This window comes from Paraburkholderia kururiensis JCM 10599 = LMG 19447 (assembly GCF_003986935.1).
Classification (GTDB): domain Bacteria; phylum Pseudomonadota; class Gammaproteobacteria; order Burkholderiales; family Burkholderiaceae; genus Paraburkholderia; species Paraburkholderia kururiensis.
Genome location: NZ_RJZE01000014.1, coordinates 21078 through 36535, shown reverse-complemented (window position 1 = coordinate 36535; position 15458 = coordinate 21078). Strand labels below are relative to the sequence as shown.

The 15458-nt window shown below is 65.6% G+C and carries 10 protein-coding genes; 2 read left to right on the top strand and 8 right to left on the bottom strand.

The window, feature by feature from the left end; translation table 11 throughout:
• Positions 1–15: 15 nt before the first annotated feature.
• From pabB to hrcA, 7 genes are all read right to left on the bottom strand, one after another.
• Entirely contained in the window at positions 16–1905 is a 1890-nt protein-coding gene (gene pabB / locus PKKP23_RS17740) for an aminodeoxychorismate synthase component I (protein WP_126877872.1), read from the bottom strand.
• A 24-nt stretch (positions 1906–1929) separates the two neighbouring features.
• Positions 1930–3063: a molecular chaperone DnaJ gene (dnaJ, locus tag PKKP23_RS17735; RefSeq protein ID WP_017776945.1), complete on the bottom strand. Its 1134-nt coding sequence runs from the start codon at positions 3061–3063 to the stop codon at positions 1930–1932.
• 295 nt (positions 3064–3358) lie between these two features.
• The gene (gene dnaK / locus PKKP23_RS17730; RefSeq protein WP_042303326.1) at positions 3359–5314 is read right to left on the bottom strand and encodes a molecular chaperone DnaK; all 1956 of its coding nucleotides are present in this window, start codon (positions 5312–5314) and stop codon (positions 3359–3361) included.
• A 574-nt stretch (positions 5315–5888) separates the two neighbouring features.
• Positions 5889–6464, bottom strand: a complete 576-nt coding sequence (gene grpE / locus PKKP23_RS17725) for a nucleotide exchange factor GrpE (protein WP_126877871.1) — start codon at positions 6462–6464, stop codon at positions 5889–5891.
• 503 nt (positions 6465–6967) lie between these two features.
• A complete protein-coding gene (locus PKKP23_RS17720; RefSeq protein ID WP_017776950.1) occupies positions 6968–7375 on the bottom strand; it encodes an RNA-binding S4 domain-containing protein in 408 nt (135 codons plus the stop codon).
• Between the two features lie 91 nt (positions 7376–7466).
• The gene (gene hemH / locus PKKP23_RS17715; protein WP_026121879.1) at positions 7467–8534 is read right to left on the bottom strand and encodes a ferrochelatase; all 1068 of its coding nucleotides are present in this window, start codon (positions 8532–8534) and stop codon (positions 7467–7469) included.
• A gap of 136 nt (positions 8535–8670) precedes the next feature.
• On the bottom strand, positions 8671–9690 hold the full coding sequence (hrcA, locus tag PKKP23_RS17710) for a heat-inducible transcriptional repressor HrcA (protein WP_017776952.1): 1020 nt from the start codon (positions 9688–9690) through the stop codon (positions 8671–8673).
• Between the two features lie 310 nt (positions 9691–10000).
• Between hrcA and PKKP23_RS17705 the strand changes: the two genes are divergently transcribed.
• A complete protein-coding gene (locus PKKP23_RS17705; protein ID WP_017776953.1) occupies positions 10001–10903 on the top strand; it encodes an NAD kinase in 903 nt (300 codons plus the stop codon).
• Positions 10904–10932: 29 nt separating this feature from the next.
• The gene (recN, locus tag PKKP23_RS17700; protein WP_126877870.1) at positions 10933–12600 is read left to right on the top strand and encodes a DNA repair protein RecN; all 1668 of its coding nucleotides are present in this window, start codon (positions 10933–10935) and stop codon (positions 12598–12600) included.
• 27 nt (positions 12601–12627) lie between these two features.
• Here recN and glnE read toward each other — a convergent pair whose 3' ends face one another.
• Positions 12628–15423 carry a bifunctional [glutamate--ammonia ligase]-adenylyl-L-tyrosine phosphorylase/[glutamate--ammonia-ligase] adenylyltransferase gene (glnE, locus tag PKKP23_RS17695; protein WP_126877869.1) on the bottom strand — a complete coding sequence of 932 codons (2796 nt, stop codon included), beginning with the start codon at positions 15421–15423 and terminating at the stop codon, positions 12628–12630.
• Positions 15424–15458: the final 35 nt, after the last annotated feature.

Here is a 15458-nt window from a genome sequence, read left to right as displayed (position 1 = left end):
ACGGTGAGGTGAGCGTCACGCCTTGCGCGGCGCTTCGGTCACGATCTGCGCCGGCAACGCGCCGCGCAGGGCGTTGCAGAGGATCAGCGCTTCGGCACGCAATACGTCTTCGCGGGTCAACACCCGCTCTGCGGCGTTCATCGACGCATCGGCCAGCAGCACGCCGCGCATCACGCCCGGCAGAACGCCTGAGGAGAGCGGCGGCGTCCACCACCGTCCATCGAGCTTCACGAACACATTCGACCGACCGCCTTCCGTCAACTCGCCGCGCTCGTTGAAGAACAGCATGTCGAAGGCACCGTTCGGCTCGGCCTCGTGCCACGCGCGATCGTACTCGGCGCGGCGCGTGGTCTTGTGGAGCAACAGCAGGTCGGCTGCGTGCGTGAGCGCGAAGCCATGGTCGGGCGCGAGCATGACGCCGACCGTTTTCGTCGCGAGCGGGGAGAGCGGCGCGGCCGTGACGTGCACCGTGCCCGCCTTGTCGAGCGCGAGCCGCACGCGATGCGACGTCGCGGGCGCTAACTGCTCGCACTGTGCCTGCAGACGCGCGCGCACGTGGGCCTCGTCGTAGCCGAACCCAAGCTGCGCAGCGCTGCGGGCGAGCCGCGCGAGATGGCGGTCCAGATGCCGCACGCCGTCCTCGCGCGTGGCGAACATCGTTTCGAAGAGCTGGAAGCCCGGATCGGCCTCGGTCAGGAAGCGCGCTTTCAGCCGGCACTCCGCGCGTTCATCGGCGGCCACGCTGTCGAGCACGATGCCGGCGCCAATGCCCAGCGTGCCGCGACGCAGACCGGCTGAGTTTGCGTTCGCAAGCGTAAGCGTGCGGATCGCGACCGACATGCAGAAGTCGCCGCATGTCTCAGCGACTCCCGTCCCGCTCGCGGGCGCATCGAGCCAGCCGATGGCGCCCGTATAGAGCCCGCGCGGCGTGCTTTCGAGCATGTCGATCAACTCCATCGTGCGATGCTTGGGCGCGCCCGTAATGGAGCCGCACGGAAACAGCGCACGCAGCACACCGGCAAATGACACGCCCTCGCGCAGACGCGCCGTCACGGTCGAGGTCATCTGCCACACGGATCGGTAGGGCTCCACGGAGAACAGCGCCGGCACACTCACCGATCCCGTTTGCGCAATGCGCGAAAGATCATTGCGCAGCAGATCCACGATCATCACGTTTTCGGCGCGGTTTTTGGGGTCGCTCGCGAGAAAGCGGGCGCCGTGTTCGTCTTCGTGCGGATCGGCCGAACGCGGCGCGGTGCCCTTCATGGGACGCGCGCGCAGCGTGTCCCCGGCCTTTTCGACGAAGAGTTCGGGCGAGCACGACAACACCCAACGGTCCTGCGGCAACGCGATCAGTGCGCCGTAGCGCACGGGCTGCCGCGCGCGCAGCCGCCGGTACAGCCCGAGCGGCGAGCCGAATACGTCGAATGTCAGCCGGTAGGTGTAGTTGACCTGGTAGGAGTCGCCAGCCCGCAGCGCTTCGTGGATGGCGGCGATGGCCTGATGGAACTGCGCATCGTCCACGCTTTCGCGCACATTCGCGGTACCGGCCACCGACGGTTCAGCGGCACCGCCATCGCGTTCTGCGAGCCACGCGTCGGCTTCGTCGCGCGAAAGCCGCTCGCAGCGCTCGAACAACAAAAAACGCAGCGCGGCATCGCCACGCTGCGTCGATTTCGATTTCAGCTGGAGGTTGCGGCCAAACTCGTAGTCCGCGAGCACGACGGCGTGAAGGCCGGCGCGCATGTCGGCAACCACGGCAGCGCACAGTTCATCGAGCGCCGCCGGGTCTGTTGTCGCGCGCTCGTGCACGAAGCCCGTGTACAGGCGGCTCGTGCGGTGCGCGTCCGTCGAGTCGCAGTCGTCGAGCAGCGCGAACGCCGCGCCGCGGTCTTCATCGGTCATAGCGCCGCCAGCCGGGGCTACCCGTCAGTCAAAGAAGCTCTTCACCCGGTCGAACCAGCTTTTGCTCTGGGGACTGTGCCGCGCGCCCCCCTCGACGAGCGACTTCTCGAACTGTTGCAACAGTTCGCGTTGCTGGTCCGTGAGCTTGACCGGCGTTTCAACCTGCACGTGCACGTACAGATCGCCGGCAATGCTCGAGCGCAGTCCCTTGATACCCTTGCCACGCAGCCGGAACGTCTTGCCCGACTGGGTGCCCTCGGGCACCGTGAAACTCGCGCGGCCCGCGAGCGTAGGCACCTCGATCTCGCCGCCCAGCGCTGCGGTGGTGAACGGAATCGGCATCTGGCAATGCAGGTCGTCGCCATCGCGCTCGAACACCGGGTGCGCCTTGATATGAATCTCGACGTACAGGTCGCCCGACGGTCCACCGTTGATGCCTGGCTCGCCGTTACCGGCCGAGCGGATGCGCATGCCGTCGTCGATACCGGCGGGAATCTTCACTTCCAGCGTGCGCGTTTCTTTTACCTTGCCGGCGCCATGACAGTGCGTGCACGGATCGGGGATGTAGGAGCCCGTACCGTGGCACTTCGGGCAGGTCTGCTGGATGCTGAAGAAGCCCTGCGACATGCGCACCGCGCCCGAACCGTTACAGGTGGGGCAGGTTTCGGGCTTGGTGCCCGGCTTTGCGCCCGACCCGTGACAGACCTCGCACGAGATCCAGCCCGGCACGCGGATCTGCGTGTCGTAGCCGTGCGCCGCCTGCTCGAGCGTAATTTCCATGCTGTAGCGCAGGTCGGCGCCGCGATAGACCTGCGGGCCCGCGCGACCGCGCCCACCGCCCGCAGCGGCCTGGCCGAAGATGTCGCCGAAGATGTCGCCGAACGCGTCCGCGAAACCGCCGAAGCCTTGTGCACCCGCACCCGCCATGTTCGGATCGACGCCCGCGTGCCCGTACTGGTCGTACGCCGCGCGCTTTTGCGAGTCCGAGAGCATTTCATAGGCTTCCTTCACTTCCTTGAATTGCTCTTCCGCTTCCTTGTTGCCCGGATTGCGGTCGGGGTGATGCTTCATCGCGAGCTTGCGATAAGCCTTCTTGATTTCGTCGTCGCTCGCATTCTTCGCGACGCCCAGAACCTCGTAGTAATCCCGTTTCGCCATATCGGTTCAACACCAGCCATGCGCATCGCCGCACGGCCGCTCCTTGTGATTGCTGGAGTCTCGCGACCCGTCCTGCCGCCTCTTCGTGGCACGGCGCGGCCGGCATTGCAGTGCCCGCCACGCCGTTCCGAGAACGGCGTCCAGAAAACAAATGTGCCCGGGGAGCCGAAAGGCTCGCCAGGCGCTTGCAATACCGTACGCATTCGCTGCTGTGGCGACGCGCCGGCTGTCCTGCTGCCGTGCCGCGCACCTTGCGGTGCGCGGCATCACGGATCGTTACTTCAACCCGGCGGCCTTAGTCCTTCTTCACTTCCTTGAAGTCGGCGTCGACCACGTCGTCCGCCTGCTGGCTCGCGCCCGCCGATGCCCCGGCCGAAGCGCCCGCAGCACCGGCTGCTGCGCCTGCCGCGCCCTGGGCGGCCTGCATGTCGGCGTACATCTTTTCGCCGAGTTTCTGCGAAGCCGTAGCCAGCGCCTCGATTTTGCCTTCGAGCGCCGCCTTGTCAGTCGACGTGTTCTTCAGCGTGTCTTCCAGGTCCTTCAGCGCAGCTTCGATCTTGCCCTTCTCGTCTGCTTCGAGCTTGTCGCCGTATTCGGTCAGCGCCTTCTTCGTGCTGTGGACGAGCGCGTCGCCCTGATTGCGCGCATCGGCCAGCTCGCGCAGCTTGTGATCTTCTTCGGCGTTCGCCTCGGCGTCCTTCACCATCTTTTCGATCTCGGCTTCCGAGAGACCCGAGTTCGCCTTGATGGTGATCTTGTTTTCCTTGCCGGTCGCCTTGTCCTTCGCTCCGACGTGCAGGATGCCGTTCGCGTCGATGTCGAAGGTCACTTCGATCTGCGGCAGGCCGCGCGGTGCGGGCGGAATGCCTTCCAGATTGAACTCGCCCAGCAGCTTGTTACCCGCCGCCATTTCGCGTTCGCCCTGATACACCTTGATCGTCACGGCCGACTGGTTGTCGTCCGCGGTCGAATACACCTGCGAGTGCTTCGTCGGGATCGTGGTGTTCTTGTTGATCATCTTCGTCATCACGCCGCCCAGCGTCTCGATACCGAGCGACAGCGGCGTCACGTCGAGCAGCAACACGTCCTTGCGGTCACCCGAGAGCACCTGGCCCTGAATCGCGGCGCCCACGGCCACGGCTTCATCCGGGTTCACGTCGCGACGCGGCTCCTTGCCGAAGAACTCCTTGACCTTCTCCTGCACCTTCGGCATACGCGTCTGGCCGCCGACCAGGATCACGTCGTCGATTTCGCCGACCTTCACGCCTGCGTCCTTGATCGCGATACGGCACGGTTCGATGGTGCGCTCGATCAGGTCTTCGACCAGCGCTTCCAACTTGGCGCGCGTGATCTTGAGATTCAGGTGCTTCGGACCTGAGGCGTCAGCCGTGATGTACGGCAGGTTGATTTCGGTCTGCTGCGACGACGAGAGTTCGATCTTCGCCTTCTCAGCCGCTTCCTTCAGGCGTTGCAGCGCGAGCACGTCTTTCGAGAGGTCGACGCCCTGCTCCTTCTTGAACTCGCCGATGATGTAATCGATGATGCGCTGGTCGAAGTCTTCGCCGCCCAGGAACGTATCGCCGTTCGTCGAGAGCACTTCGAACTGCTTTTCGCCGTCCACGTCTGCGATCTCGATGATCGAGATGTCGAACGTACCGCCGCCCAGGTCGAACACCGCGATCTTGCGGTCGCCCTTCTCGGACTTGTCGAGACCGAACGCGAGCGCCGCTGCCGTCGGCTCGTTGATGATGCGCTTGACTTCCAGGCCCGCGATGCGGCCCGCATCCTTGGTGGCCTGGCGCTGGCTGTCGTTGAAGTATGCGGGAACCGTGATCACGGCTTCCGTGACCGGCTCGCCGAGGTAGTCTTCAGCGGTCTTCTTCATCTTGCGCAGCACTTCGGCCGAAACCTGCGACGGCGCGAGATTCTGGCCGTGGGCTTCCACCCAGGCGTCGCCGTTGTCGTGCTTGACGATCTTGTAGGGCATCAGGTTGATGTCCTTCTGCACTTCCTTCTCGTCGAAGCGGCGGCCGATCAGGCGCTTGACCGCGTACAGCGTGTTCCGCGGGTTGGTGACCGACTGACGCTTGGCCGGCGCACCCACCAGCACTTCGTTCTCGTCGAGGTAAGCGATGATCGACGGCGTGGTACGCGCGCCTTCCGAATTCTCGATCACCTTGACCTGGTTACCTTCCATCAGCGCCACGCAAGAGTTCGTGGTACCGAGGTCGATGCCGATGATTTTGCCCATTTTTACTAATCTCCTGATTTCGATCGCTGTTGCTGGCTGCCCTGTTGCGCTTCCTGTCGCGAGGCAGCCGGCCTTCAATCCTTCACTGCACCCAAGGTAAGTGCCGCCGCATCGTTTTCAAGACCTCAAAGGCGATGCGGTCTTTAATTTTTCTCAATCGCCAGCGCCACCGCGGCGCCGACCGGATGCCAGCCCGCCTGATACCGGCTCGCCGGCCGCCGGTTCTTCACCGGCGGCGCGGATTTTCTCATTTTTCGCGCGACCCGCAGATACCACCGCTTCGAACTGCCCTGGCACGTGGCAGCCGGTCGCGCGGTCAGGCTCCATGGCCCGGTAAACGAAGCCCCAAGGCCGGTACGCCTTGCAGCACGAAGCGACGACCGCTCTTCATGATTTCGCCGCGATGCAGCCGTGGCCCGAAGCAACGGAACCAGCAAGCGGGTCACGTGCCGCGGCAAATGCCGCGCCCGGCTTCCCGGCTCTCGGCCCTGGCATGCCGAAGGCAGCCAAAGCCGGGAATCGAAGGCCATGCACGCTTGCGGCAGAAACGTTCCGGTCCCGTGGCTCGCGCTGCTTACTTCGGCTGCGCCACCGTCACGAGCGCCGGGCGCAGTACGCGGTCCGCGATCGTATAGCCCTTCTGCAGCACCGAGACGACAGTGTTCGCCTCCTGGTCGGCCGGCACCATCGAAATGGCCTGGTGCCGGTGCGGATCGAACTTCTCGCCCACCGGATTGATGGCCACCACGCGCCCTTTCTCCAGTGCGCCCGTCAGCTGCCGCAGCGTGAGCTCGACGCCTTCACGCACCTTGGCGATGTCGTCGGACTCGTGCGTCGTGGCCGCTTCGAGGCTATCCACCACGGGCAACAGGTGTTCGGCGAAGCTCTCGATTGCGAACTTGTGAGCCTTCGCGACGTCTTCCTGAGCGCGGCGCCGTACGTTTTCCGTTTCGGCCTTCGCGCGCAGGAAGCTTTCCTGAAGTTCGACGATCTTCGCCTGCGCTTCAGCAAGCGCAGCCTCGGCCCCAGTTGCCGCGTTTTCGGCAGCCGGCTGCGGGCTCTGATCCGCTCCCGCCACGGCCGCCTCACGAGCGGCGTCTTCGGGCGTCGTCGGGTTCTGGCTCGTCGGGTTCTCTTGCGTGTTTTCCATGTCGCTGAAAGTCGTCAAAAATAAATGCCTGAATAAATGTGTGGCCCTTCCGCATGCAGTCATGCGGTTGCGGAAAAGCAACAACCCATTCGCTCACAGGCGGTGCACATGGGGGCCGAATTGGCGATTTCAAGGTCACCAGCCTCACTTTTTGCACCGCCTCCGTGCCATCGAAACGCACGGTAACAACCATTACTTCGGCACCCGCAGATTGAGATTGAGCGGCCTCGGGCGCTGACCTACACTGCAACTCATGCGCTCGCAGGACACGTTTACCCTGATGTCGGCGCAGCAATGCCGCCCGTCAGAGGGTTGCCTGTCTTCGGCCCCTTTCCGACCTGATCCGACCTGAATGACCGAGGGGAGTACCGTGAAACTGACCTTCGCAATATCGGTGGTCGCGCTGGTACTCATCGCGGGGACCACCACCATCTGCATGTCCGGGGCCGTCACGGAGAACACGACGGAGTACGGCGTCGTTCACGCAACGATCGAGTCGTTCTTCAATCCCCACCTGAAAGTTTGTCGATAGTCCGGCGGTCCCGCTTCGTGGGCCGGCCGTGCAGCGCCGCGGCCGGTTCGCGAAACGTTTTGCGCCGCTCCAGTTCCTGCATGCGCCTCGCACGGCCGTCGTCCGTCTCCGCATAAAGCGTTTGCGCCACGCTGGCCGGCCCGCGGACGTCACAAATTCCCCGTACCTCGACCTGCCAGACGACCCGCTCGATGTCGATGTCGATCAGGTCGCCGACGCGGACGTCCTTCGACGCCTTCACCGGCGCACCGTCGATCCGCACCCGGCCCTTCGCCACGGCATCGGCGGCAAGCGAGCGCGTCTTGAAGAAGCGCGCAGCCCACAGCCACTTGTCCACACGCGTACGAGCGGACGGATCAGTCGAAATCTTGTCTTTCATACGGGGAATTCAAGTTCTGCCGCACGGCAACGATGGCCGCCATTGCAGGAGGCTACGGCTGGCACCGGCCGAACTTCCGGTAAAGCATGCCTCATGCCGCCACGCCTGCCGGTACGGCGGCTTGCACCGACCAACCCTGAAGGTTTTGCGCCACGATTTCGCCGAGCGCCGCAATCCATGCCGGCGCTGCGTTGAGGCAAGGGATCCGGTGAAACGCCTTGCCGCCGGCGTGGAGAAACTCGTCACGCCCTTCGATGCCGATCTCTTCGATCGTTTCCAGGCAGTCAGCTGTAAAGCCGGGGCAAAACACGTCAACCCGCTTCACACCGGCCGAGCCGAGCTCCTTCAGCGTGGGAGCAGTGTAAGGCTGAAGCCATTCCGCCCGACCAAATCGCGACTGGAATGTGACGAGGCACTCCACCGGCTGGAGACCGAGTGCATGCATCAGGAGGCTCGCGGTCTGCTGGCATTGGTCGTGATAAGGGTCGCCGAGGTCCATGGTGCGCTTCGGCACACCGTGAAAGCTCAGCACCAGCCGGTCGCCAGCAGCGAAATCGGGCCGCCCGTGTGCGTTCCAGTAGTGATGAATCTGCGCGGAAAGCGCGCTGATATAGGCCGGATGATCACAGTAATGACGAACCGTGCGAATTTCCGGCTGGTTGCGCATGCGGCGCAGTGCGGTGAATGCGTCGTCGAAGGCGGTGGCAGTGGTGGACGACGAATACTGCGGATACATGGGCATCAGCAGAATCCGTTCGGCGCCCGCAAGCTTGAGCTGGTTCAGCACAGCCGGAATGCCGGGCGTGCCGTAGCGCATCGCGTAGTCCACGATCACGGCATAGTCGTTGACGTGCAGCAGTTGCCGCAGCCCCTCCACCTGCTTCTCCGTGAAAACGCGCAACGGCGAGCCCTCCGGCATCCACACCGAAGCGTACTTCTTTGCAGACGCCGAACCCCGGAATGGCAGGATCAACATGCGCAAGATCACCTGCCAGACCAACGCGGGAATCTCGACCACGCGCGGGTCCGAGAGGAACTGCGCGAGGTAGCGACGCACGGCGCGCGGCGTGGGCGCGTCCGGGGTGCCGAGGTTGATGAGCAGCACCGCAACGCGATGAGACGCGGCAGACTGCGAAGGCCGCTCGAGATCGAAGCGCATAGGCGAGAAGGTCTGCCGCGTGGCGCGGAGATCCGGTTGGAAAGTTTTCATTATAGCCAGCGACCCCTGTGGGGACACCCCGCCATCCGGCCGATGGCGCGCCGCACGGGCATCGCGGATGATGGGATCTATGCGCTTATTGCTGGCTGAGCGCGGTGGAGAGCAGGCGGGCGGTGATGTCGACGATCGGAATCACGCGGTTATAGGCCATGCGCGTAGGACCGATCACGCCGAGCGTGCCCACGATCTTGCCGTTCACCTCATACGGCGCGGTCACGACGCTCATCTCCTCGATAGGGACGAGATTGGATTCGCCGCCGATGAAAATCTGCACGCCCTGCGCATGGCTGGAAACGTCGAGCAACTGAAGGAGGCTGGTCTTTTGGTCGAATACGTCGAAAAGCTTGCGCAGACGGGCCATGTCCGAAGAGAGGTCAGCCACCTCGAGCAGGTTGCGCTCACCCGAAATCACCACGGTTTCGCCGGGTTCGACTTCGTCGGTACTCGCGGTCACCGCGGCATGCATGAGAGCCGTCATGTCGCCGCGCAACTGGTCGATTTCCTCGCGCAGCCGACGGCGCACCTCGTCGAACGAGAGTCCCGCGAAGTGTGCGTTGATGTAATTGGACGCTTCAATGAGTTCGGACGGCGAAAAGTCCCGCTGCGTCGCCATGATGCGGTTCTGAACGTCACCCTCCGGCGTCACGATGATGAGCAGGATGCGCTTGTCGGACAGGCGCATGAATTCCACCTGCTTGAAGACGTGACTGCGCCGCGGCGTGAGTATGACGCCCGCGAACTGCGAGAGATTCGACAGCACGCTCGCCGCGGCGGCAATCACCTTTTGGGGTTCGCCGGGCTTCAGGGTGGTTTTCACCGCGCGCGTGACAGCTTCTTCATCTCCGGCTGGCTCTACGGTGAGCATGGTGTCCACGAACAGGCGGTAGCCGCGCGGCGTCGGTATGCGGCCCGCGGAGGTGTGCGGGCTGGCGACGAGGCCGAGCTCCTCGAGATCCGACATCACGTTGCGAATGGTCGCGGGGCTGAGTTCGAGGCCAGAGAACCGCGACAACGTGCGCGAGCCGACCGGCTGCCCCTCGGCGATGTATCGCTCGATCAGCGTTTTGAGGAGGGTTTGTGCGCGGGGATCTAGCATGACGCGAAATTTTAGCTCAACGCCATGTCGCCCGGGAGCCGGCGCACGTGCGCACGCCCGGCGTTGCGGCACGTCCGCGCACCTGCCGCGGGTGCACTGGCTGCGTTGCGCTCGCTCTGAGAGCGCCCGCAACGCTTGGCCAAAGGCATTGCCTCCACATCGACATGACTTCTTGCCCTGTCATCAACACATCACCATTCTAGCGATAATCGTGCAAGGCCCGGCGGCCCCGTCACACGGCGTCCTGCAGGCCCTGTCGCGGCGTCTGCGCACGGTTCTTTTCGCGACCTGACTATGGTGTAATGCCGGCATGCAGATCAATAGCCAGTTCAAGACCGTGGCGCTCGTCGGGCGCAGCAACACGCCCGGCATTGCCGAGCCGCTGACGGCGCTCGCCTCGTGCATCGCGAAACGGGGTTTCGACGTGGTGTTCGAGGCCGAGACGGCACAGGATATCGGGGCAACCGGCTATACGGCACTGCGCCCGGCGGAAATCGGCGCGCGCGCCGACGTGGCGGTGGTGCTCGGCGGCGACGGCACCATGCTCGGCATCGGACGGCAGCTCGCGCCGTACCGCACGCCGCTCATCGGCGTCAACATTGGGCGGCTCGGCTTCATTACCGACATTCCGCTCACCGACATGCAGGAAGTCGTGCCGCAAATGCTCTGCGGCAGCTTCGAGCGCGAGGAGCGCACGCTGCTGGAGGCGCGCATCACGCGCGACGGCGATCCCATCTATCACGCCATCGCCTTCAACGACGTGGTGGTGAACCGCAGCGGCTTTTCAGGCATGGCCGAACTGCGCGTACACGTGGATGGCCGCTTCATGTACAACCAGCGCTCAGACGGCCTGATCGTCGCCACGCCGACTGGTTCGACAGCCTACGCGCTGTCGTCGTCGGGGCCGATCCTGCATCCGCAGCTGCAGGGCATCGTGCTCGTGCCCATCGCGCCGCACGCGCTCTCGAACCGCCCTATCGTGCTGCCCGACAGCTGCAAAGTGAGCATCCAGATCGTCGCGGGCCGGGACGTCAACGTCAATTTCGACATGCAGTCATTCACGGCGCTGCAACTGAACGACACCATCGAGGTGCGCCGCTCGCGCCATACGGTGCCGATCCTGCATCCCGTGGGCTACAGCCACTACGCTACGCTGCGCCAGAAGCTGCACTGGAACGAACATCCGTCGCTCGAGGACAACTCGCTGTACTGACTCCACACGCAGAAGCCAGAACCCAGACCATGCTCCGCCACCTTTCGATACGCGACTTCGTCATCGTCGCCGCGCTCGATCTCGAGTTCAACAGCGGCTTCACGGTTTTCTCGGGCGAGACCGGCGCCGGCAAGTCCATTCTCATCGACGCGCTCGCGCTCACGCTCGGCGCCCGCGCCGACGCGAGCGTCGTGCGCACCGGCGAGACGCGCGCCGACATCACCGCCGAATTCGACGCCCACCCGCTCGTCGCACGCTGGCTCGACGACCAGGCGTTTGCCGCCGAAGGCGACGAAGGCGAGGGCGGCACGGTGCTGCTGCGCCGCGTGGTCGATGCCAGCGGTCGCTCGCGCGCCTTCATCAACGGCACACCGGCTACGCTCACGCAACTGCGTGAAGTAGGCGAAATGCTCGTGGACATCCACGGTCAGCACGCGCACCAGTTGTTGATGCGTCCCGACGCGCAACGCGAGCTGTTCGACACGCACTCCGGGCTCGCCGATCTGGCCGCCGCAACAGGCCGCGCCTGGCGCACCTGGCGCGACGCATCGAATGCGGTCGAAACGGCCCAGACGCGCGACCGCGAACTGCAACTGGAACGCGAGCGCCTCGCCTGGCAACTCGCCGAGCTGGACAAGCTTGCCCCGCAGCCCGGCGAATGGGAAGAGATCAACGCCGAACACCGGCGGCTTTCGCATTCAGCCAATCTGATCGAGGGCGTCCAGGGGGCGCTCGCAGCGCTTTCGGAGTCCGACGACGCGATGATTTCGCAGCTCGGCTCTATCGTCTCGAAGGTGCGCGACCTCGCCGAGATCGATCCTGCGCTCAACGACGCGCTCGCGGCGCTCGAACCCGCCGCGATCCAGCTGCAGGAAGCCGCCTACTCGCTCACCCACTATGCCCAGCGGCTCGAACTCGACCCGGACCGCCTCGCCCAGGTGGAAAAGCGGCTCGACGCGCTGCATTCCACGGCACGCAAATTCCGTCTGCAGCCCGAAACGCTGCCCGACGAACACGAAGCGCGCCAGGCGCAACTCGCCGCACTCGACGCAGCCGCCGACCTCGACGCGCTGCGCGCCGCCGAGACAAAGGCCAAAGAAGGCTACCTCGCCGAAGCGAAGCAGCTTTCGAAGGCGCGCGCCAAGGCGGCCAAGGCGCTCGGCGCGGCCGTGACGACCGGCATGCAGGAATTGTCGATGGCAGGCGGCAGCTTCGAAGTGGCCCTCGTGCCGCTGGCGGAGGGCGGCGCACACGGGCTGGAACAGGTCGAATTTCGCGTGGCCGGTCACGCGGGCGTGCCGCTGCGGCCGCTCGCGAAGGTGGCGTCAGGCGGCGAACTGGCGCGCATCAGCCTCGCGCTCGCCGTGATCGCCAGCGCTGCAAGCCCCACGCCCACGCTGATCTTCGACGAAGTGGATACCGGCATCGGCGGCGGCGTGGCAGAAGTGGTCGGGCGGTTGCTGCATCAGCTCGGCCGTGCCCGCCAGGTGCTCTGCGTCACGCACCTGCCGCAGGTCGCCGCGCGCGGCGATCACCATTTCCAGGTCGCAAAGGCGTCCGACGGCAACGGCGGCACGGTGAGTTCGGTCAATCCGCTCGACCGTGCAAGCCGCGTCGAGGAAGTCGCCCGCATGTTGGGCGGACTCGAAATCACGGCCACCACGCGGCGTCACGCGAAGGAAATGCTGGCGGCGTAACAACCCGAGAAGGCCGAGCGCCGGCCTTCACCCGAACACCCGATTCCACAGCGCAAGTACTGCGGCGCGCTCGGTCTCCACACGCTGCGGCTCCACCCTCGCCTTCTCCATGCCGTCTAGCCGCAGCCGATGCTGCAGCTTGCGGTAGGTGCGATAGGCGGCGCCCACCGTCTCGGCCTCGTCGGCACTCATGATGCCGAGCCGCGACACTTCGCGCAGCAGCGCGATGTTGCCCGTGTTGCGCACGAGTTCGGGATCGCGCCCGGCGTGCAACAGCACCCAGTACTGCACGAGAAATTCGATGTCGACCATGCCGCCGCGGTCGTGTTTCAGGTCGAACAGCTCGCTGCGGTTCGGGTGTCCGTCTTCCACGCGCTGCCGCATCTCCACGATTTCCTTCGCGAGCGGTGCGGCCTCGCGCGGCATCGTGAGCACCTGCTGGCGGATCGCGTCGAAAGCCCTGCCGATCTGTTCGTCGCCCGCGCAAAAACGTGCGCGCGTCAGGGCCTGGTGCTCCCACACCCACGCAGTATTGGCGGCGTCGCCTTCGCGCAATTGGTAGCGGCGAAACGCATCGAGGTCCGTGACGAGCAGGCCCGACTCGCCGTTGGGTCGCAGCCGCAGGTCCACGTCGAACAGCGTGCCCGCGCCCGTCGCCATGGTGAGCCACGTGATGAGCCGGCGCGTGAAGGCCGTGTAGATGTCGGGTGCGGCCTCGTCGGGATCGTCGTAGAGGAAGATCAGGTCGAGGTCCGACGCGTAGCCGAGTTCTTTGCCGCCCAGCTTGCCGTAAGCGATCACGGCAAAGCGCGGCACCTCACGATGGCGCTTCGCGAACTGGGCCCAGACCGTTTCGATGGTCACGTCGAGCACGGCGTCGGCGAGTTCGGAGAGCCGGTCGCTCACGTGCTCGACCGAAAGCTTGCCCGCCAGGTCGATCAGCAGAATGCGAAACACTTCGGCCTGGTGGGCGTGGCGCAGCAAGTCCATCTGCTGCTCGGCACCGTCGGCGGCGGCAAGACGCGTGCGCAGCGTGCGCTTGAACTCGGGCCAGTCGAAGGGACTCGCAATCGCCTCGTCGTCGAGCAGTTCGTCCAGCAGTTGCGGATGGCGAATCAGGTAGCCGGCCGCCCAGCGCGACGCGCCGAGCACGGAGAGCACGCGTTCGAGCGCATGCGGATACTCGCAGAGCAGTGCCAGATAGGCGCCGCGCCGGCCCACCGTTTCGAGCAGATCGAAGAAGCGCGCGAGCGTAGCGGTGCGCCGCGCCGGCAAGTCGATCGTGCGAGCCGCGTCCAGCGCGCGCTTGGCCACGCTGTCGAAGCGCTGACGGCTGTGCTCCGGCAACCCCTGGTAACGCGGCGACTGCCAGATGGCGCGCAGCCGCGCGAGCAGGTCGGCGGGCTCGGCGAGACCGAGGTCCGCGAGGCGCGCCTCGAGCGCCTCGCCGGCGCTGTCGTCCGCGAGCGCGCTGCTCCAGACCCAGGCGGCGGCGCCGTCGTCGGGCGCGGCACAGCCGCCGTGGCCGTTCACTTTGTCGGCGAAGATCTGGTCGAACTGGCGCTCCACCTTCTCGCGATGCGCGTCGAGCGCGGCCATCAGGGCGGCGTAGTCGGCGAAGCCCATTGTCGTGGCGAGTGCCGCGCGCTCCTCGGGGTCCACCGGCATGGCGTGCGTCTGCGCGTCGTTGCGGTACTGGAGCCGGTGCTCGAGGCGCCGCAGGAACCGGTAGGCCTCCGTCAGTTCCGCGCAGACCGACGGCGCAATGAGACCGCGCGCCGTCGCGTGCCGCAGCACGGCCAACGTGGGACGCACGCGAAAATCCGCGTCCTGGCCGCCGCGAATCAGCTGGAACACCTGGGCGCTGAATTCGATCTCGCGGATGCCGCCGCGCCCGAGCTTGATGTCGTCGGCCTTCTCGGGGCGCATGGAGGCGCGCCGCTGCGCTTCCTGGCGAATCTGCAGATGCAGCGCACGAATGGCGCTAATCACGCCGAAATCGAGATAGCGCCGGTAGACGAACGGCTTCGCGATGGCGTCGAGCTGTTGCGCGAGCCGCTGGGCCGATGCGCTTTGGCCTTCGGAGACGAGCCGCCCCTTGATCCACGCGTAGCGTTCCCACTCGCGGCCCTGCACGTAGAAATACTCCTCCAGCATGCCGAGGCTGCACGCGAGCGGCCCCGCGTCGCCGTTCGGCCGCAGCCGCATGTCGACGCGAAAGACGTAGCCGTCCGCCGTGACGTCGTTGAGCGCCGCGATGAGCCGCTTGCCCACGCGCGTGAAGAATTCCTGCGTGGCGATGGGCGCGCGCTCGCCGCCGGCCGTCTCGCCGTCGTCCTCGTAGACGAAGATGAGGTCGATGTCCGACGACACGTTGAGTTCGCGCCCGCCCAGCTTGCCCATGCCCACCACGCCGAGCGTGAGCCGCTCGCCTTCGGGGCCGCGCGGCTCGCCGTAGAGCGCCTCCAGATCCGCGGTGACGACGGCGAGCGCCCGCTGGATCGCCACCTCGGCGAGATCGGTCATCGTGCCCGTGACCTCGGCCACGTCGGCATTGAATGCAAGATCGCGCTCCATCACGGCGCAGAAGACCTCGGTGCGCAACTGGCGCAGCACCTTCTTGAGCTGATCGTCGGTCAGCGCCGCCGCGGCGCCGCCCTGAACCTCGCTGGACAGCGCATCGAAGCGCGCCTCGATGCGCTCGCGCGTGACGGGCGTTGCGGCAAGCGCCGCGACGCGCCCGGCGAGTTCCGGGCGGCTCGCCAGCGCCCGCGACGCATAGTGGGAGTAAGCGGCGGAACTCAGGAGGTTTGCATCAGTCATGGAGGTTTCCGGGCTCGTTCGTTGCTTGGTCACGA

Coding starts and splice junctions, on each gene's coding strand:
- pabB (WP_126877872.1), bottom strand. CDS start 1,905: ATGACCGATGAAGACCGCGGCGCGGCGTTCGCGCTGCTCGACGACTGC.
- dnaJ (WP_017776945.1), bottom strand. CDS start 3,063: ATGGCGAAACGGGATTACTACGAGGTTCTGGGCGTCGCGAAGAATGCG.
- dnaK (WP_042303326.1), bottom strand. CDS start 5,314: ATGGGCAAAATCATCGGCATCGACCTCGGTACCACGAACTCTTGCGTG.
- grpE (WP_126877871.1), bottom strand. CDS start 6,464: ATGGAAAACACGCAAGAGAACCCGACGAGCCAGAACCCGACGACGCCC.
- PKKP23_RS17720 (WP_017776950.1), bottom strand. CDS start 7,375: ATGAAAGACAAGATTTCGACTGATCCGTCCGCTCGTACGCGTGTGGAC.
- hemH (WP_026121879.1), bottom strand. CDS start 8,534: ATGCGCTTCGATCTCGAGCGGCCTTCGCAGTCTGCCGCGTCTCATCGC.
- hrcA (WP_017776952.1), bottom strand. CDS start 9,690: ATGCTAGATCCCCGCGCACAAACCCTCCTCAAAACGCTGATCGAGCGA.
- PKKP23_RS17705 (WP_017776953.1), top strand. CDS start 10,001: ATGCAGATCAATAGCCAGTTCAAGACCGTGGCGCTCGTCGGGCGCAGC.
- recN (WP_126877870.1), top strand. CDS start 10,933: ATGCTCCGCCACCTTTCGATACGCGACTTCGTCATCGTCGCCGCGCTC.
- glnE (WP_126877869.1), bottom strand. CDS start 15,423: ATGACTGATGCAAACCTCCTGAGTTCCGCCGCTTACTCCCACTATGCG.